This is a genomic window from Flagellimonas onchidii (assembly GCF_004804315.1).
In the GTDB taxonomy this organism is placed as follows: Bacteria; Bacteroidota; Bacteroidia; order Flavobacteriales; family Flavobacteriaceae; genus Flagellimonas; species Flagellimonas onchidii.
The window spans coordinates 21,490-40,875 of sequence record NZ_SRXX01000019.1 but is presented as its reverse complement, the minus strand read 5'-3'; the positions used below and the strand labels follow the sequence as shown (position 1 = coordinate 40,875).

The following is a 19,386-nucleotide window of genomic DNA, read 5'->3' as shown; positions in this document are numbered from 1 at the left end:
AGCAATAGCAATATGAATGATATCACAGATGACACCAACTGTCTTTCTTTATTTTTCTCGTACATTTTCTACTTTTTTTACTTTATTTCTGCAGTTTTTATCCAACAAGAATAGGCTGTTCCCTTCTTTACAGAGGGGTTCAACGAAACCATCGGCATCTTTGATGTAACAACTGAAAGCTTATTCTTAGACCATTATATCTAAAAGATAAACCAGAAAACCAACCTTAAATAAACTTTCACTTTCCCATGTAAAGCCATATGAAATGAATATTTGACAATTAGGAAATAGCTAAGGAGTAATTGGCGCTTCGTAACGAAATGAGGTATTATGCAACAACAGCCCTAAGAAGATTTAATGTTTTTTATAATCTCTTTTGCACCTATCATTATTCCTTCGTTCAATGCAGGATGTATGTACAACATGTCACTAAGATGTCTAATATCATTATCTATTTGCATAACAGAAAGTACCTGATGAATTATACTAGAACTTTCAGGTCCTATAAGATGGCATCCCAATATTTCATATGTTTTAGGGTTTACAATGAATTTGGTACGTGGATAATCCAATCGAGTTGACATAGCTTTAGCACTATACGACCAATCCGTAAAAGATGTAACATATTCTAAGTTTTGAGCCCTAGCCTCCTCCTCGGTGATTCCAACACTGGCAATTTCAGGATCTGAAAAAACCGAATGAGCCATATACTTAAAAGAAAATGGCTTTTTTTGGCTCCCATAAAAAAGCTCTTCTAAATATTTTACTTCATAAGTAGCTGCATGCTGTAGTGTATATTTACTGGAAACATCACCTACCGTATAAACACCCTTGGCATTCGTTTCACAAAACTCATTTCTTTCAATATATCCAAAGGCATTCACTTTTATGGATGTATTCTCCAAGTTCAAAGCATCCGTATTGGGCATCCTTCCCGTTGCATCGATAAGCACTTCAGTTTCATGAATATATTTTTCATTCTGTGATGTTTCCAAATGAAGTTTAAACTTCTCACCGTTATAATCAATTTCATTAATCTTAGTTTCAAACTTCACATCTACCTTTTTTGTGAATTCTTGTTTGAATATTGTACGAATGTCAAAATCCTCTCGTTCTAGCACTTCTGAAGAGATAGATATCAATGTTGTCTTTACACCAATTGCATCAAAAAAGTTGGCCAATTCAACACCTATAAATCCAGCACCCACAATTGTTACTGATTTAGGCACATCTCCTCTTAGAGGGAAGATGTCATCACTTGACCAGGCATTTTTATGAATTATCCTACGAGGTCTTGACCCTGTTGAGATAACAATTTTGTCGGCAGTTATCGTTTCTTCGTTGATAAGGATTTCTTTGTCAGAAGCAAATTTCCCTTCTCCTTTGAATATTTTAACGCCTTTAGGGACATTATCTTCTATATAATTACCTATAAAGGATATAAACTTATTGTTTGTATCGAATATTTTTCGAGTATCAATCTTATCTATAGTCGCAGAGATAAAATGTTTATCTGATTCTTCAATTGTTCTTATCACATTAGCATGGCCAATCAGCAATTTTGATGGCACACAACCTCTATTGGGGCATGTTCCCCCTAGTGCAGACTTCTCAACGACAGCCACTTTTTTGCCCCTATTAGCAGCATTTATAGCAAGATTAATAGCTCTGCCGCCACCTACAATAATCAAGTCAAATTTTTTCATATTTTTTTTATAATGTTACGTTTTTAGATGAGATTAAATGATGTTTTAATTCCTGAAATAATCATTCCCACTCCATTTATTGTTAGAATCAATCCCATTAATTTTCCTATTACAGAAATAAAATTTGAACCTATTCCCTTTATGATTATGTCACCAAAAGAAAAAGACAAGTAGGACAAGTAACTTATCAGGCCAAACATCGACACGATAATTACTATATGCTGGTAATCTGCATCACAGGCAAAATTGAAAGCTGTAAGTATCGTTCCTGGTCCAGCAAGAATGGGAACTGCAAGCGGTGTTATCGCAATATCAATTCCATTAGAACCAGATACTCCAGTCTGATTTATCTTTGGCTTGTTTGATAACAGCATTCCGAAACCTACATAAAATAAAATAAGACCTCCTGTAATTTTAAATCCAGGTATGGTAAGTCCGAACAAGAAGAACATATACTTACCGAATATCACAAAGAATGTCACTACAATAAAAGAGATCATTGTAGCTTTTTTAGCAATATCCTTTTTATGTCTTTTAGATTTCCCTTCTACAAAAGAGATGAAAACAGGTAGATAAGCAATAGGGTTATTGATGGCAAAGAAGCTCATAAACACACTAAAAGAGAAAATTAAAAGCTCTATTATCATTTTTTTATGGAAAACTTGTCCAAACTTTTATATTCGATATTTTTTTGGCACTAGAGCTTAGGACTACAATAAAAAACCATAACTCTTTTAAGGCATATAGCTCCAGGTTACCAGTGATGGATTTCGCTCAGGGACGGATCCCGGTAACAGCCACCAATGTTGACTTCACGCAAAAACTTTGGTGGAACCTTTGCCTGAGCACCGAGCACCATCTGCTGGAACGGGACATCTCCTCTCCCGTTCGATTCAAGAGGCTTTTCCCAGCTACTTGGACTATCATTCCTGCTACACGAACTCGCTATACACATACCTATACACAAAGGCAATAGCAATATGACAGATATCACAGATGACACCAACTGTTTTTCTTTATTTTCTTGGTACATTATATACTTTATCCAATAAAATTATACCATTCCCTTCCTTACAGAGAGGTTCAAGGAAACCATCGGCATCTTTGATGTAACAACTGAAAAAAATTACAGCTAAAGATTAATGACCCAATCCAATATTCTTGTACAAACTTTTTAATACAAGGGATATATATAGTAATTTTAGATTGCCATTGGCATCATTAGATGTTTTTAGTAATTCTCGCTTAAATTTTAACAGCTAGACCTTAAACATAATTTTGAAGTCATTGTAATAGCTGTGTTTTAGTTTTTTGCAGTAGATTTCCTAACATTAAAAGCAACCATCTTAACACTTGTTAATAGAAAAGTTTACATCATTCCAATACTCTAACAAAAACATTTCCACATGTAACCAATTTCTTTTTTAAAGGATGTAGAATATCGTTCTTCTTGATATAAATAAATTGGTATTATTTTGCTAATTGATTCACAATGATTAATAAAATACGGTTTATAGCTATATCTTTTTTCTATGTCATTAAAAGTCAATCAACACTTTTTTCTCAGGAAATTAATCTGGTCGACAAAGAAAACAGTGCAACTCATGCCAATTTTATGGCTCTTGATCATAATGGTTTTTTGTGGTACTCTATATTTAATGGCGTGGTCCAATATACAGGTACAAGTCACATAATACATAAGTTTGAGCATCCGGATAATAAAAGTATTTATAAAACAGAGCACTTATTTTTTGATTCGAAGAACAATTTATGGGCTAGTACCAAATATGGAGTATGGTCATTAAATCTAAAAGATGGCGTCACCAATTGGTATACGCCTAAATACAATAGGACAGACTATGTCTCGTTCCTCTCTGCAAAAGAAGATCAGCATGGAAATCTCTGGTTTTCGACCACCACTTCCGAAATCATAAAAAGGGGAGTCGCGGGTAAATGGTCCCGTTTAGGTCAACAGGGTGCAGGGGCATTATTCTCTATTTTTGAGAGAACAGATGAAAAAATGTTGAGCAAAAAAGAAATAGGGATTTATTACAATACCATGTTGAACAAGGAGGATTCCGAATTATCTTATTTTGACGATAAGGTCGATAATACCATTTTAACCGAAAATGGGAGGTTTTTTCCAAAAAAAACATCTGGCCATTATATATATAAAAATCTGCAATATAGATATCACTATCTTCCAAGCTTGGGTAAACAAATTGTAGAATTCCCCTATCGCAATATAAGAGTCACCCCATATTTTGACCAACAAAATCCCTTTAACAACAAGTTTTTTTGGCATAAGTCTAACGATACCATTTTTCGTTCATTCTTACTTGAAGAAGAGTATTCTAAGGTCAATTTTAAAGCTATCGACACGGTTATCACTACCGGTTATCATCATTATTTTTTACCTGGCAAGGACAACACGTTGTTTATTAACGCGAACAAGACCATATATATCGAAAAACCTAATGTTAGCAAGCCTTTTGAAAAGTATTTAGCCAATGATCGACCAATTAGTTGCAGGTCGATAGTCGAGACTAAAAAAGGTATACTAGTAAGCACACACAGTGGATTTTTTATAAAAAAAAAGGGAAACAGAAATTTTGAACAAGTAGTGTTTTCAACAAAAACTGGTTCTGAACAGCTTTTAAAGAATTTTACTTTGGGTACCATTAAGGTTAATGATACTACAATCTTTGCATATGGATATGCCAATTCAATTCAAAAGATTAATTTAAATACCAGAACTTTTTTGGAAGTTAAAATTCCAGACCATTTGACCTTTCCAGGTTTTTTTGTGTCCGATATGGAAACCATATCGGCAAATAAATATTTACTATCAGGAAATTTTGGACTTTACATGCTAGATGTCGAAAATAATAGTTTCAGAAACATAGGAACTCTAGGTAACGCTGTCGACATTTCCGGGAAATATGTACAAAATATTTTTTATGATCAACAGGGAAATGTTCTATGGCTCAGCCTTTTGGATAACGGAGGAGCCTATTCTAAAGATTTAAAAACTGGTGAAATCAACCATTATTCCAACAAAGAAAGTCCCTTCCCTTTACCTGACAATAATGTAAATCTTATTTATAAAGACAAAAGAGGAACAATATGGTTTGGTACCAGAAACGGTCTATTAAAACTAGATTCCGAACCTCGTTATTTCACAGAGAACGATGGGTTATTTAATGACAACATTACCGAAATATTGGAATCTGATACAGGACTGTGGCTAAGCACCTATGATGGACTTGTCCATTTAAATTTTGATGATTATTCCATTGAAACCTTTTTTGAAGAAAATGGCATTACCAATAATGAGTTTAATACAAAATCAGCTATGATCTCAAAAAGCGGTGATTTTTATTTTGGCGGAATAAACGGCATTACCAAATTCAACCCTAACAATTTTAACCACAAAAAAAATAATCCAAGATTATTTTTAGTTGATATGCAAATCTATGACAGAAAGGAAAATAAGAAAAAATATTGGAACTTGGAGCTTATCAAAGTGATTTCTCTAAAATATGATAAAAATCATCTGTCTATGAGTTTTGCCATAAACAGATTGTTGAATCCGAACAAACATAAATATGAGTACAGATTTAAAAATCTATCTGAACAATGGATTGATATAGGAGCTTCAGGCAAAGTAAATCTTTTAGGGCTCTCCCCTGGAAAATATGAACTGGAGGTCAAGGGATTTGACGAGAAAGGAAATCCTTCTAATATCTTGTCGTATTCTATATATGTAGAGGAATTTTTTTTCAAATCAAAACTTTTTATATTTTCTGCCTTTCTGACCATGGGCGGACTTGTCTTTTTTTGGGTTTCGAATTACAATAAACGACTTAAAGATTTTTACAGGGAAAAAGCGTTAGCACTAGAACTTAAATCTAAATTACTTCAAATTCAAATGAGTCCACATTTGACATTTAACATGTTAGGGTCCATTGAAAACGCCATTGTTTTAAAAAAAGGAAAAGTTGTCAATGAATATATCGGAAAATTATCTTCTTTACTTAGGTTGACTTTGGATATTTGTAATGAGGACAAGCTTAGCATAGCCAAAGAAATAGAATATTTGAAAGCTTATCTGTATTTACAGAAAATTAGACTCAACAACCAATTAGAATATAAAATTGAAGTAGATTCCAACCTAGACTTATCGAAAGAAATTGAAAGTATGGTTCTTCAACCGATTGTAGAGAATGCCATCATCCATGGGCTGAAACCCAAAGAAAATGATAGAGTATTACTTATTAAATTCAAAAAAACAGAATCCTATTTACAGGTTGTAATACAAGATAATGGGATTGGTAGAAAGGAAAGCTTAAAATATAAAACCTCAAATAAATCTTGGTCCACTAAAGTAATTAAAGAAAGAATTACCCTTAAAAATAACTTGAACCAAAGAAAAATAACTTATAAGACAATAGATTTAACCCAAGGAGGACATCCATCTGGCACCAAAGTTTTCTTCTATTTTCCAATTTAATAAAAAGTTTAATGAAAAAGATAACAACCTGTATTGTTGATGACGAGCTTGACAGCATTGAATTACTTCAAAATCACCTCAACCAATATTGTGGCGACATCGTTGATGTAGTAGGTACAGCTTTTACCCAAAAAAAAGGAATAGCGATAATTGAAAAACTTAGACCTGATTTATTATTTCTTGACATAATGCTAGATCAAGAAACTGGATTTGAATTGCTTACAAAAATAAATTTGGAAAACCTAAAGATCATATTTGTTACAGCCCATAATAATTTTGCCATCAAGGCATTTAAATTTAATGCCATAGATTATTTGTTAAAGCCAATCCAAATTGACGAATTAATAAATGCGGTAAATAAAGCTAAAAAAGATATCGAACGTGAAAATTATACCTCCTTCCCTCAATTTGAAATCTTAGCTAAGAATACAGAGTTGCAACCACAAGTGGACTTTATTGCCATTTCTACATTTGATAAAATTAGTTTTATGAAACTTTCCAACATAATATTTATTGAATCAGATGGAGCTTATACATTATTCCATTTGGCAGATGGAAAAAAAATAACTTCTTCTAAAAACTTAGGTGAATATTATTCTATTTTAAAAGACAAATCCTTTTTTCGTATTCACCATAGTTATGTGATAAATCTAAGATGTATGATAAATGTCCTAAAGTTATCAGGTTATTATTGCGAAATGGTAAATAAACAAAAATTACCTGTAGCCAAAAGGAGGTTAGGTGATCTTAAAAAGATTATGGGCATTACATAAATTTCTTAGACATAATCCATATATTCCGGTATAAACATAGTTCCGAACGTAACTGAACAAAAAATGAAGTTGATTTAAATTGTTCTTTGGGAGTGCCTTGCTAAGCATTTTTTTAACACAGCTAATCACTTAATTTTTTCAATGACAAAAAAAGTTCCAATTTGTTCATTTTCCTTTTAGAAATAGGAATGTAATCCCCATTCGTTACAAAACAATAGCTCCCATCTGATTTATCAATGAAATCCACATTGTTTAAATTAACTATATATGAATGATGAACTCGAAAAAAAATTGGCGGTAAAAGTTCTTCATACTCTTTTATATTTTTAGAAGCTAACACTCTTCTTTTTGGCATTATAAATTCTGTATACCTTCCATCTGATTTTAAATAAAGGATTTCCTGAGTTTTTATCATTTCAATTCCTCTACTTCCCGAAACAGATATTATCTTATTTATCTGCTTTGAAGCATACGCATTTTTAAATGATTTTCTTTGTGTGTGGTTTTCTATGATTAATCCAATTCCTTTTTTAAAAAGAGAATCAAATTCATTAAAATCCAAAGGTTCTAAAATAAATGCAACTGGTTCATATTGTATTAGCCTAGGTGATAAAGATCTTATCGGTGAAATAAATATGAAATTCAATTTCTCTGTGTCAGGAAACTCGTTATGCCATTTGACCAACCGTTCCAATCTTATCGTATTTAATTGAATTATAATTAAGGCATTATGGTTAACCGATGCAATGCAAAACATAGATTCTTGAACATTATCCTCTAGCTTAATATAGTTTACAATAACATTGTAATCTTTTAAAAGACACGTAATTCTTTCCTGAAAAACATCCGTTTCATCTACAAATAAAATAATGTCAATATCCATTTTTTCATAAAGATTAAAATTCCACTAAAAAAAAGAAACTCTTTTTTTATAAATGGCAGTTTTCAAAAAATAATCACAATAGCTTTCTTACTTTTTCTTCCTTAAATAAATACTAGGAATGCTCGAACTAACTGAATATTAGCCAAACCATTGTTCACAAGAGGTCAATGCCTTATGAAGTCAAAGATAAAGCTTTAATGGATGTTTCTTTAACTGACAGTATTTTCTTAAATAAAAAAGTATTCGATATTACTCTTCTAATTGTCAAGTTTGACAAAGTTCCTCACTTAGAACACATTTTAATTGGTTAGCAATTGGCTCTTAAGTCTAAAATAAGTCAAACCAGCATGGAAATCCCGTTTATTACTTTATACCTACCAGTTATCAATTTATAGTAAAAAATTAGCAGATTGACTCTGTATCTTCGCTACGACTATAGTTGAGTGAGCTAGTTATCCGAAGATTTCTTATGTGAGTTTGTCCATGTAAACCTAATCTAAGGCTTATCTGTTCATTCCTTAGTTAATTTTTGAAACCTTTATCAAATATGGACGATGACTTAGTCAGATTGTTAAACAGATATTACAACCCAGAGATATACCAAGAGATAGTTTTTTTTCTAAAGGAGAAGAAATCTAATTCCATAAATGGAAAAATTTTGGACTTCAATATGGCTCGATTTGCACTTCATGTCATGAGAAACAACAAATTCTTGTTCGTCAATGCCAACTTTTCCAAGAAAGAAAAGTTGGCATTGCTTTATACAGAAATGACTCAAACTTATCCACTATACGGTTCATATTCCAATGACAATTAGAATAAAAAATCTTTATCTGGCAAATAACATCATTATCTGTATCAAGATTGACTCTTGTTTAACACAATAAATTATTATCCAATTATGTGTGAGTTAAGATTAGCTTTTATCGACAATGACATTTGTTTCATCAATCAAATTTCTAACTATATCAAGAATAGTTTTGAAAACATAAAGATAGTCGCTGTAGTTTCAAATTTGCAGGAGATTGAAGCAAAAATAATTTCTACAGCCCCACAATTGTTATTCTCAAATATTACCCTTGACAATTTTGCCACTTTCCCTTATATAGAGAAAGTGCAATCTGTAATCAAATTTCATGCTATCTTTTTCACTGAGTGTATAGATTTAATTTTTAGAACATTGAATGTTAGATGGATTAATCATATAGTAAAACCGGTTGACTATTGTCATCTACACAAGTTGATTTCAAAAATACAGCAAAGGGAATTGCTTAATAAAAATCTCTATGGTATGGAAAAGTCTGATATCATAGATTTTATGGTTTTACCAAAGAAAGATAAAATTCTCTTTATCAAGATAAAAGAGGTGTGCTATTTAAAAGGAATGGGGAAAGGTACAATAGCCCACACTGTGCATGGAGATAGGTATATTACAAATCAATATAATTTAAAGTTTTATCAAAACATCCTATGGCACTACGGATTTTTTAGAGTCCATAATTCTTACCTTGTTAATAAGTTCTTCATTTCACAATTGAAAAATAGCTACTGTGTTGTTAACGGCGATAAAGTTCCTTTTTCCCGAAGAAGGAGAAAAGATATTTTAAACGAAATATCTCTTCCATCTAAATTTGACTATGTGATTTTTAATAAAGATGCGACGATTTAACTCTAAATTTTCAACTAAACGTCTGCACTTAATCTATTAAATCATTTAAAAAACATAGGAAAGAACACTAAAATTATTTAAAATGGATAATCATACCGTTCTAAACACAAATATGACATAGGCATACAATTTTGAAATCATAGGACAAGGTAATTCTCAGGCAATCCGATGTAAATATAGACCTTTGGCAGTTCAGGTTTTTGGATAATGGAGGAACCAGCAAGAAATATTTATAAAGAATAACACTAAAAAGTATAGGTTTCTTTTTGATTCACAAGATAATGCCCTTGAATTGTCATAGTATTTAGATAATCATGGCATCAACAAAATAGAGGGCTTTGAAATCATCCATAGGAACATTAAAACAAAAATATCTACGGATAAAATTTCGTCGCTATTTATAGAAAAAGGATAATCCAAGGTGTTTTAATAGGTAGAAATACTCCACATGTTAGAGCCTAATTAAATATTGACCGTGCTTCCCCATGAATCCTATCAAAATTTGCTTTTAATTTATCCCAACCAATAATCTTGGGATACGGTAAATCCTTTATAATCTGAGGTGTTTTAAAGCATACCTTCTTGTCCTTCCCATCAAAGAACACCACAAATTCCCCTTGCCGTAATCCATAAAAGGCATCTGCTCGCGTCTTGGCCACCTCTCTTTCACTTTGAGTGACGCGAGTATCAAAATTGAGGTTATATCCTTTGTTGACGCTTTTGGATTGTTTTTTCACAATTTCAAAAAAACGTTCATAGTATTTGGCCGTATCGGGATCATTGGCCTTTCCAAAGAATTGGTAGGAGAGATTGCCCAATATGGCCTTGCTTGCCTTGTCCCCATAGAGCATATCGTTCTGAATCTTGTCCTGTAGCACATAGACCGTTGCTATATCATAGCTCCTCAATGTTGCAGGAATCCGGTGCATGTTCAAGAGCCGTATGGTGGAAGCCTCTTCTATAAGGAAGAAAGAGGTCAAACGGTTCCGATCGCTCATCTGTTTGGAAACGGTGTGGATGATGGTCGCTATTACTGGGGATAGGGAGGTTTCTTTTTTTGGATCGTTCACAATGGAGATGACCGATGGGTTTTTAGGATTGTTCACGTCCAAGGATACCTCATCCGCAGATAGTGCCATGAATATTTTCTGGGTGCTGATCTTCTTGAAGGCATTGGCCAAGGTACTCTTTACCCCAGCGGTCTGTCTATCGGAATCCACTCCACTGATAAAGGCATCCGCCATAGCCTTGGAGGTTAAATCTGCACTTAGAAATTGAACTAATTGTTCCGTGTCTAAATGTTGGTAGAGCGCAATCATATGGGGAATGGTACAGTAGTCTGGGCAATCTGTTTTCAAACGCCAAATCATTCCCCCCATAAGCCCCTCTACCGCATCTTGAAAGAATTTAGAGGTACCTGTAGTTCCGCTTTCTTTAAGTTCGAGTAAATTTTCCAAAAGGACACGGGAAATCTCGTGGACACTTTCCTCATCGGGCAAATATCGAGGTGCAATGGGATTCACCCGATGGTAGATGGGGTCAAAGGAAACGATATGGAACTTTCGGTCAGTCCCTTTGAAGAGCTGATAGGCCATTTCCGTAATCTCAAAGTTTTTGTAATCGTGCATGACCCCACAAAAACGATTGGCCGCAAAGTGTTGGAAAAGATTGTAGACCACACTTTCGGTCTTTCCACTCCCTGCTGCCCCTATAATGGAAATGCCCCTTCGAATGTTGTCCAACACCACTTTGGCCCCCTTAGTCTGTAGCACCAATCGATATTTTTTATCAACGGTATTGGCCTCTCTGTTTGGGATAAAAACATAATACAATAGGTTTACAAATCCCCAGGGCAACAATACATAGAGTATTGTTCTCTGAAAAACGCCCATTTCCAATAGAAAGAAAAGAGTAGTCCCCATTCCAAGGACCAACATCCATGACAAGGCAAATCCATAACGGAGGCACTTGACCAAAAGCAAAGAAATCAAGCATCCGATTGGCAACAACAACAAAACGATATGTATAAAAGTAATGGTCAACATCATCTTAGATTTCAATGGCCCCCGATCTGATGGCCCGTTCTACACCTTGCTTGAGTTTCATGATGGCCTTATAGGCCAATTGTATCTTATTGGTTGGAATGTTGGGGATTTGGATTCCACCTTTGTGCAACAGTTTCAGAGCAATCTGTTTTTCATTGGTGGGCAATCCCATCAATACGACCATGAACTTTTTGGGGTCTTGACGGTATAGCTTTCTGGCAGTGTATCGTTCCACATAATTCCGGTCATATGAAAACATGCGGTCAAAGGTCTTTTCGGCAGATTGGTAGAACCCGTCACGATGAAACCCTTGTTTGACCTTTTTCCCATTAAGGATGGTTTCCGATTCCTTGAACTTGGCCCCAGGGGAAAGACTGTAGGTATTGGTCACATCCTTTCGACTCACGATGATATGGATGTGGGATTGTGTCCCCTCCTTTTTCATTCCCTCGACCACCATTTTACCATTGATCTTATGCGGGGCTTCTTGAATCAAGCGTTCGATTTCCTTTTGGATGGTTTGTAGATTGCCCTCCAGTTCTCCACGCTCCACTTTTGCCACGTCATTGCGGAGCTTGGCAATTTGTTTTCGGTAAGGGGCATTTTCAAGCACCTTTTTATCAAAGCCCCTAAAAGTGCGCTCATGTTCGATCTTTGCATAGTACTTGATATCGTCAACCGTCACTTTTCGGTCCCGATAAAAGGCAGCGGCATAATCCTTCATAATCTCACGGGTATATCGCCTCAGTGCTTCGGAATCATTGCCTATGTGTTTGAGTTCCCGATGGCTTGGACTGACCACAATGGAATAGAACTTGGGCTCCCTCTTTTTGAGCTTGGCGGTATTGCCATCGATTTCTGATATGGTCCTTTCAGGGGCAATGGCATTTTCATTTTGGTCAAAAAAGGTCTCTTGCCGATCATCAGGTTCCAAATCTTGGTTCTCCTTTTCGAGATAAACCACATAGTCCCGTACGCTGCTGTTATAGGTCTCGAAACCTCTGCCGATTTTCTGTGCTGTGATGGTGATGTACATATCTATAGGTTTTGAAGTGTTCTCTTATAGTTTTCCAATTCCCCTGCGGTAATGTCCAACCGCAGATAGGGTTTTCCGAAAGAAGGCTTTACAAGGGTGGTGTTTCCCACCACATATTGGCTTTCCCTTTTGAGCATTTCCATTTTGTCCATGAGCCTTTCATATCTAATCTTGGGAACGGTGGTCTCTATCAGCGGCTCTTGCCTTAAAGGTTTGGGTTCCACTTTCGGTCTTTCATGCTTGACCTTTTGTTCGAGCAAGGCTTCCAAAATGGCATTGGTGGGCTTGGTCTGTGTGATTTCAATATCACGGATTATGGCTATGGATGCCTCTGTACGTTTGATGGAAGTCTCGGTAAGTTTCCGGTTGTTGATGATCTCTTGCAGGAAACTTTGGCCCAGCCTGTCCGATGGAACAAAACCATGCCACTCAAAAAAGTCCATAACTGCTATAAGGGTTCCGGTGTGGGATTTAGCAGTTTTTTTAGAGAAACTGCGGAATCGTTTGGCTACCCTACTTTTTATATTAATGGCCGAAAACCCATAAGTCTTTCTATTCTTTTTCATTTTTTACAGCAACTTTTTTTAATGTTTTCAGGGTTTTCAAGGGGATTTACAGCAAATTCCGAAACCCGATTCCGTATCACCATTCTTGGTAGCCCTAGTGTTTATGGGCTTTTGCGGAGCAAATCATACTCGTAGCACCGGCTTGCCGTGCTACCCTCTCGCTATTCCGTTTCCCCACGCAAGCGGGGAAAACTCCATACCAATCCCAAGGTATTGGCCTTGGGTCATCCTGTTGGAGAAACAATGGATTTTAAGAGTTTGGGAAGGAAGGTTTTATAAAAAATGCAACGATACTGATGGATGGGATGGAAAATCTTTAAAAAGAAAAAGGGAACCAAAAATGGCTCCCTGTGTTTTTGCCGGATAATGTCCGAACCAAATATTGAACACATGATTATACGTGTACAAAATCTTTATGGCCTCTTCGTCCATAAGTTTGTTATTGTCCCCACCATTTTTATCACAGTGTGATCGCATGGAATCCTTATAAAGATGTTCCACATGTTCACGGGCCATTGGGAAAAGCTCATCCTGCATCTCTTGGGCAGGCTGTGAAAAATTCAAATGGATCATGATGAGGAATTTAAATCTGGCCGTTGTCCGCAAAACTATAGTATTCCCCAGTAGGGGCAATGATGATATGATCCAATATCTTGACATCGAAAAGTTCCGCTGCCTTTTGGATCTTATCCGTGATCTGTCTGTCCTGATCACTGGCCTCCAATTTCCCGCTGGGGTGACAGTGGGAGAGGATCACGCCCACGGAAAGTGTTTTTAATACTACGGCAAAAAGGATCCGTAGGTCGACCAAGGTTGCCGTAATACCGCCCTGTGATATCTGATAAATGCCTTTGACCTTGTTACTGTTGTTCAACAAAACAATTTTAAAGGATTCATGTACCGCTATGTTATCCTTGTTCCATGTTTGGAACAAGAGTTCCGCTGCATCCTTGGAACATTTGATCTGTTTCCAAAAGGGAGCGGGAATCCGTTCTTTGTATCGTATGCTTATTTCGTTAACTTGTGTTCCCATTGTATTTTCTTTGAGGATCTATAATGAAAAAGAGGGCGGGACAATTAGGTGGCGTGCGCCCTCTTTGTGTTCATAGCTGACCGATCAAGCAGCTTTTTCTACTTTTCCATCCTTGGCCTTGGAAACGGTCTTTTGGTCTTTCCTATTTGTAGAGGCCTGTTCCCCATTTTGGGATTCCCTATTACTTTCCTTGGCACCCAATAACAGGATCTCGGTGGCCACGATTTCGGTAACGTAGCATTTCACATCCATTTCGTTGGTGTAGCTCCGTGAGATCAACCTACCTTCAATGGCAATTTCCTTGCCCTTATGGGCATACTGCTCAATGACATCGGCCTTTTTGTCCCAGGCCACCACATTGTGCCATTGGGTGGACTGCACCTTTTCCCCTTTGGCGTTTCGATAATACTCGTTGGTCGCCATGGAAAAGCGAACTGTTTTGCTTCCACTTTCTAGAACGGTGACCTTGGGATCGCCCCCTATGTTCCCGATCAATTGGACTTTGTTTCTCAATGTACTCATGATTAAAAATTTAAAGATTACTGTATAGTGAAGCCCTATCCGTCAGGGCATTGAAAACTGATTTACTTATTATATCCAGAGCGTTTTCCTTTTTGTTTGTTTTTAACTTTTGAAGTGCTCCCGTTTTATTTTTTTCGTATGATTTCATCGTTATTGTTTTAAATGATTTACTTCCCATAGTGCCGTCACGTATCCTTTTTGTTGCTTATGGTGGTACAACATCCAAGCTTGCAAGGGGCGTATAAAAAGCAGAGCGGCTTTATGCCGCCCGCAAGAATGGATGTTGTTGTTTTGCTATCAAAAAAGGAGTGCCGACGGCTTGGGAAAGTGGATCAATATCGGGAAATCCGAAAGGAATGGGAGCAATACAAAATGACGTGGACCATCAAAACCAATATGACTTGAATGGGCATCGAAAAATATAGTCTTTGGAAATCTCTGCTTTGTTCAAGCATTGGTCAATCTGGGAACCGGGAAAAGAAATTAAATACAGAAAGCGTTTTTTGTCAAATATTAATCACTACTGTTCTCAGTCCCACCAAAATCAAAAAGTTCCTTTACAGGAACATCCAAGGCTTTTGCCAGTTCGGCAACTGTGGACAACTGGATATTGACCATCCCCTTTTCAATTTTTGAGATATCGCTGTAATCTACCTCGCACCGTTGTGACATTTTCCGGTAACTAAGACCTCTATCCAATCGCAATAGCTTAAGGCTTTCTCCAAACGCCTTTAGAAAAGCGTCATGTTCTTTCATTCCATCCATCTTTGGTTGATGGAACAAGGTGGAGAGATTTATCAAAAATATCGTGGGTTAATTAACCCACATTTTATATTTTTATAATGGAAAAAGAATTTTGAAAAACAGTAAGCCCGTGAAGCTTTATGATTATTTGATGCTCAAGGAACAGGAACAAGTGCTCCTTTTGGCCCGCAAGGGAGAATTTGTGGCCAAGTTCGACAATGTTGGGACACATTGTGTGCTCTATTCACTCAGCAGTATTTTTGTGGAGATAGAACATGAAAAGGGAACGAACAAGGTTGTCAATAGGGCCATTTTCCAATCCGGTGCAGATTTGGAAAAATATCTCCCCAGTGGCGAAATTATCATTTGACATTTTCCCGACGTTGAGCAATACCATCAACAATCTCCAGATACATGGCATGCTTACTGGCATCGTCGTCCAACTTTCCATGCTTGGCATGCCACCCAAACGTATAACTGGAGGCAAACTCGCAAACATCCCCGACCCCTTTTTTATCATAGTCCTTAAGGACTTCTTCCCAATCTATGCTATAGGGTTTCGCATCCACGATTCCCTGCAATATCATATTTACCCGTTGCAGGGTTTTCTCAAAGAGCAAACCGGTCGCTCTGATAAAGTTGAATCTGCTTTTGTCAATTTTCATAATGCTCCAACATCCTTATTTTCGGTCAATACTTCAGTCTTTGGGGGAATTTTGTTGTTATAGTAGAATTTAAAGGCCAAAAGGACACTCAGCACCAATGTAATGTACAGTTTGATGCTTGGGCTATTGAACTCTGTCTCTCTCCATGACATGACGATCATCACTACATGGTAGAGGCTCAAAGCAGATGGCACCAGTAAAAAAGGCCTAAAACGACTGCCTTTGGAATCAAAGAACCACCCAATCCATCCCAAATGGGCAAATAGGTATGTACAGAATAGATATACCAATATCCTATAATTCCCAAGACCCCTTACATATCCATCGGAATCCGTCATCATGGTCTCCATGCCAAGATTCGGAACCCATATCCGTAGTTCACCACTCCGTTCGGTGAGCACATCATGGTAGAACGGAAGAACCGCTATCAAGAACAAGGGTGCCAAGAGCAGAACGTTACGAAGATTGATTCCATGCTTTTTCATGGAAAAATATCCCAACACCAGCGCGAACACAAAAAGCATGATCAACTTTTGGGTGGGTTCGTTCCAAAACGTCCTTCTAAGGTTCAACAATATCAAGGCCAACTGGTACAAGCCTGATAACAGCACCAGCAATAAGCCATGGCAATAAACCCTGTCCTTTGCACTTTGGTACCATCCGGCCCATCCAATAGTCGCAAACAAAAAGATCAAAAAGGTATATAGGAAAACCCGATAACTGGAAAATCCGAGTATATAACCATTTGAATCGGTAAGTAAATTTTCCAACCCAAAATTGGGAACCCATTCCTTGAGCCCATTTGGGTCGGTAATGATATCATGGAAATAAGGCAGCGTTGACAATCCTATGATCATCAACGCTGACCAAAATGTATCAGGTATCCTGATTCTTGATTTCCTTACCGTCAATTGCCTGTTGTTCTGTTGCATTATAAAGTGCTTCATCCTCTTCCAGATTGCTCTTACTGCAAGAGGTGGATAAGCCAAGGGCAAACAATACGGTCAATGCGAAAATGAATTTTTGTACATTCATGACTAAAAATTTTAAGGTTATTATTCCTTAAAATTAGATAGCCATTGGACCGGTTCGGCCTTTGCCCCTTCAAACTTCTACAAGATATATCAACATTTATAGGGATAAATTCCTACTTTGATATAAACTTTAATCGGACAATAAATATATGATAAAGATTTCCTTATGTGACGCTTACACCTATTTTTTTGATAAAGTGCATATTTTTTAGACATCCCATTTGTTTCCGAAGCCTATGATTCACCACCGGAACATTACCGAAATATCCAAGCCGAAATATATCTCAGGCATTCCATAATCCAAACGGGGCACCGAAAATAATTGGCCTATCAACCCGTATACTTGTCCAAATAAGGTAAACCTTATTTATTGGGATGTTGATGTTTTGCAGTCAAAAAGGAAAAGCCGACGGCTTGGGAGAGTGAATCAATAACGGGAAATCCGAAAGGAATGGGAGCAACGGAGCAAGAAAAAAATAGATTAATCTAAACTTTGATTTAGATCAACTCCCTCAAAAAAAGAACATGGGATTTAAAGTTGTTTTAAATCCCATACACTGCCGAATAGATTGAGATAAGGTTTTCCGCTAATTCAAGTACAAAGAAAATCCAACCTTCAATTGGACACCAGAAGTAATGGTTCTTTCATTGGCCGGATTATCATCTGTGTTCTTATCCGTAAATGAATTATAGACAAGGACAGTATCGAAACTGATCTTATTGCCCAATTGGGCAGCAAGACCGATACCTCCACCAAATGATGAGATATTTGAATTGATAGTGCTGTCAAAACCATCGGGATTCGGGTCATCAAATTTGAATTTGCTCCGCCCCAACAAAGCACTTACTTCGGCAAAAGGCCTGACGTTTTTATGACCGTAGTAGTATCGGGCAAAAGGACCTCCCATGAAAATGGAGCCATTTATGTCATCCCCTGAAAAACTATCTTTTTTTACACTTAAAATACTTAAATGGCCCTCGACCCCAACTGTCAAATTATCCCAAAAGAACATGCCGAATTTCGGGGACAGGTTGACGGAAAAAGTTTTTTCGGATTCAGATTCGAAACCATCACCCTTTCTTTTTTCCGATTGGAATCCAAGCTGCGTCAGGCCAGTATTGCTTACCGTAGAAGTAATGCCTATCAAAAATTTCCCTTTTTCAATTTGTGAAAAAAGAGGGTTATAGCTTGTAATGAACAAAAAAACTATCAGGAGAAATCGTAACATTGGATTGTTTTGAAAGAATTCAAGATTAAATCTACATTTCCATTAATCATGTGGGAAATTATGCCTTAAAGAAAACGTAATTTTAAGTAATATCACAGATTTTATTTCCTTTTGTTGTACAATCTCCAAATAACTATTCAAAATTTAATCGAACAGTTCTCGTGGTATTGTTTTCAGAAAGGTTTGCCATGATTCTTTCTCCTTTACCAAAATGAAATTTCGGAAACACATATACAAACCTAACCGTCTGTCCATGACCGACATTATTCGGGATATTATGGCTGTATAGGGGCAGAAGTTCCAATTCCTGATAAGAGCTTTTCCTTCCCTTTTTCCCATTGACCTTGGACATTTCCAATCTGCCAAAATCAAAGGCCACACCGGAATTGTTCCTTACTTCAAATTGGACATACACTTCGTTTTCCAAAGTGTACATGTTCTTGACAGCCAAAGAGAGCCCTTGGTCCCTTTTCCTGATATTTTTTCGTGCGGGGAGTTTCAGCAATGCTTCGCAGGACTTATGAAACTTGTCCTCGACCCCTTTAACAGTGATAGATGAATCCCTGACAGTTTCCCTTGGAACCACGTTTTTGGAAATTTTTTGAATCCCCTGTCTTTCTGTCCCGATGCGTTCCTGTTCAGTGATGAATCGATTGGGATATTCAAGATTATTGGCATAGCTAATGATGTAGGAATAGATGCTACCGTCATCGGTGATTACCAACAGGTTGCTGTCCTTCCCTGGTACTGCCTTTAGAAGCCCCAAGGTCTGTTGGTTCTCCCGATTATAGGTAAAGACAAAATTACTGTTCCCCACAATGCCCTGTTTGATTTGTGAGGGAAAGAAAAGGGCCATGTTCATATGCTCGTTGGCATAAATGGTATCCAGTGGTTTGGGGTTGTTGGCTTGGGCCGTTACCATCAGTAACGATCCCAAAGTGATAAATATGCTTTTCATGATGTTTCTA

The 19,386-nt window shown here is 36.7% G+C and carries 21 protein-coding genes; 5 read left to right on the top strand and 16 right to left on the bottom strand.

Annotated elements, in window-relative coordinates; translation table 11 throughout:
• Positions 1-344: 344 nt before the first annotated feature.
• On the bottom strand, positions 345-1,706 hold the full coding sequence (locus tag E4661_RS16450) for a dihydrolipoyl dehydrogenase family protein (RefSeq protein ID WP_136468556.1): 1,362 nt from the start codon (positions 1,704-1,706) through the stop codon (positions 345-347).
• A gap of 23 nt (positions 1,707-1,729) precedes the next feature.
• Positions 1,730-2,353: a MarC family protein gene (locus tag E4661_RS16445; protein ID WP_240751507.1), complete on the bottom strand. Its 624-nt coding sequence runs from the start codon at positions 2,351-2,353 to the stop codon at positions 1,730-1,732.
• 845 nt (positions 2,354-3,198) lie between these two features.
• Here E4661_RS16445 and E4661_RS16440 point away from each other — a divergent pair.
• Positions 3,199-6,219, top strand: coding sequence for a sensor histidine kinase (locus tag E4661_RS16440; protein WP_136468555.1), 3,021 nt, complete (start codon positions 3,199-3,201; stop codon positions 6,217-6,219).
• Positions 6,220-6,230: 11 nt separating this feature from the next.
• Complete coding sequence (locus tag E4661_RS16435) at positions 6,231-6,992, top strand: LytR/AlgR family response regulator transcription factor (RefSeq protein WP_136468554.1); 762 nt, start codon at positions 6,231-6,233, stop codon at positions 6,990-6,992.
• A 121-nt stretch (positions 6,993-7,113) separates the two neighbouring features.
• Here the strand turns inward: E4661_RS16435 and E4661_RS16430 are convergent, their stop codons facing one another.
• Positions 7,114-7,875 carry a LytR/AlgR family response regulator transcription factor gene (locus E4661_RS16430; protein ID WP_136468553.1) on the bottom strand — a complete coding sequence of 254 codons (762 nt, stop codon included), beginning with the start codon at positions 7,873-7,875 and terminating at the stop codon, positions 7,114-7,116.
• Positions 7,876-8,422: 547 nt separating this feature from the next.
• Here E4661_RS16430 and E4661_RS16425 point away from each other — a divergent pair.
• Both E4661_RS16425 and E4661_RS16420 read left to right on the top strand, forming a co-directional pair.
• The gene (locus tag E4661_RS16425; RefSeq protein ID WP_136468552.1) at positions 8,423-8,692 is read left to right on the top strand and encodes a hypothetical protein; all 270 of its coding nucleotides are present in this window, start codon (positions 8,423-8,425) and stop codon (positions 8,690-8,692) included.
• A gap of 84 nt (positions 8,693-8,776) precedes the next feature.
• Positions 8,777-9,544 carry a LytR/AlgR family response regulator transcription factor gene (locus E4661_RS16420; protein ID WP_136468551.1) on the top strand — a complete coding sequence of 256 codons (768 nt, stop codon included), beginning with the start codon at positions 8,777-8,779 and terminating at the stop codon, positions 9,542-9,544.
• Positions 9,545-10,002: 458 nt separating this feature from the next.
• Here E4661_RS16420 and E4661_RS16415 read toward each other — a convergent pair whose 3' ends face one another.
• From E4661_RS16415 to E4661_RS16385, 8 genes are all read right to left on the bottom strand, one after another.
• The gene (locus tag E4661_RS16415; RefSeq protein ID WP_417936419.1) at positions 10,003-11,592 is read right to left on the bottom strand and encodes a type IV secretory system conjugative DNA transfer family protein; all 1,590 of its coding nucleotides are present in this window, start codon (positions 11,590-11,592) and stop codon (positions 10,003-10,005) included.
• 1 nt (position 11,593) lies between these two features.
• Positions 11,594-12,625 (bottom strand): MobB family relaxase, encoded by a 1,032-nt coding sequence (mobB, locus tag E4661_RS16410; protein ID WP_136468550.1) that lies wholly within the window; start codon positions 12,623-12,625, stop codon positions 11,594-11,596.
• Positions 12,626-12,627: 2 nt separating this feature from the next.
• On the bottom strand, positions 12,628-13,191 hold the full coding sequence (locus tag E4661_RS16405) for a BfmA/BtgA family mobilization protein (protein ID WP_136468549.1): 564 nt from the start codon (positions 13,189-13,191) through the stop codon (positions 12,628-12,630).
• 273 nt (positions 13,192-13,464) lie between these two features.
• Positions 13,465-13,764, bottom strand: coding sequence for a hypothetical protein (locus E4661_RS16400; protein WP_136468548.1), 300 nt, complete (start codon positions 13,762-13,764; stop codon positions 13,465-13,467).
• Positions 13,765-13,774: 10 nt separating this feature from the next.
• Positions 13,775-14,224 carry a JAB domain-containing protein gene (locus E4661_RS16395; protein WP_136468547.1) on the bottom strand — a complete coding sequence of 150 codons (450 nt, stop codon included), beginning with the start codon at positions 14,222-14,224 and terminating at the stop codon, positions 13,775-13,777.
• Positions 14,225-14,308: 84 nt separating this feature from the next.
• Entirely contained in the window at positions 14,309-14,746 is a 438-nt protein-coding gene (locus tag E4661_RS16390; RefSeq protein ID WP_136468546.1) for a single-stranded DNA-binding protein, read from the bottom strand.
• 10 nt (positions 14,747-14,756) lie between these two features.
• On the bottom strand, positions 14,757-14,894 hold the full coding sequence (locus E4661_RS19130) for a hypothetical protein (protein WP_168796394.1): 138 nt from the start codon (positions 14,892-14,894) through the stop codon (positions 14,757-14,759).
• Between the two features lie 365 nt (positions 14,895-15,259).
• Complete coding sequence (locus tag E4661_RS16385) at positions 15,260-15,502, bottom strand: helix-turn-helix domain-containing protein (protein ID WP_168796393.1); 243 nt, start codon at positions 15,500-15,502, stop codon at positions 15,260-15,262.
• 118 nt (positions 15,503-15,620) lie between these two features.
• Here E4661_RS16385 and E4661_RS16380 point away from each other — a divergent pair, with 118 nt between their 5' ends.
• Positions 15,621-15,860 carry a hypothetical protein gene (locus E4661_RS16380; RefSeq protein ID WP_205728973.1) on the top strand — a complete coding sequence of 80 codons (240 nt, stop codon included), beginning with the start codon at positions 15,621-15,623 and terminating at the stop codon, positions 15,858-15,860.
• Here the strand turns inward: E4661_RS16380 and E4661_RS16375 are convergent.
• The 5 genes from E4661_RS16375 to E4661_RS16360 form a co-directional block, all read right to left on the bottom strand.
• Entirely contained in the window at positions 15,853-16,155 is a 303-nt protein-coding gene (locus E4661_RS16375; protein ID WP_136468544.1) for a hypothetical protein, read from the bottom strand. The two genes, E4661_RS16380 and E4661_RS16375, sit on opposite strands and share 8 nt — an antisense overlap.
• Positions 16,152-17,087, bottom strand: coding sequence for a hypothetical protein (locus E4661_RS16370; RefSeq protein ID WP_136468543.1), 936 nt, complete (start codon positions 17,085-17,087; stop codon positions 16,152-16,154). The genes E4661_RS16375 and E4661_RS16370 overlap by 4 nt, the downstream gene beginning before the upstream one ends.
• Entirely contained in the window at positions 17,032-17,190 is a 159-nt protein-coding gene (locus E4661_RS19125) for a hypothetical protein (protein WP_168796392.1), read from the bottom strand. The genes E4661_RS16370 and E4661_RS19125 overlap by 56 nt, the downstream gene beginning before the upstream one ends.
• Before the next feature lie 586 nt (positions 17,191-17,776).
• Positions 17,777-18,418 carry a porin family protein gene (locus tag E4661_RS16365; RefSeq protein WP_136468542.1) on the bottom strand — a complete coding sequence of 214 codons (642 nt, stop codon included), beginning with the start codon at positions 18,416-18,418 and terminating at the stop codon, positions 17,777-17,779.
• A 133-nt stretch (positions 18,419-18,551) separates the two neighbouring features.
• Complete coding sequence (locus E4661_RS16360; RefSeq protein ID WP_136468541.1) at positions 18,552-19,376, bottom strand: DUF4138 domain-containing protein; 825 nt, start codon at positions 19,374-19,376, stop codon at positions 18,552-18,554.
• Positions 19,377-19,386 lie beyond the last annotated feature (10 nt).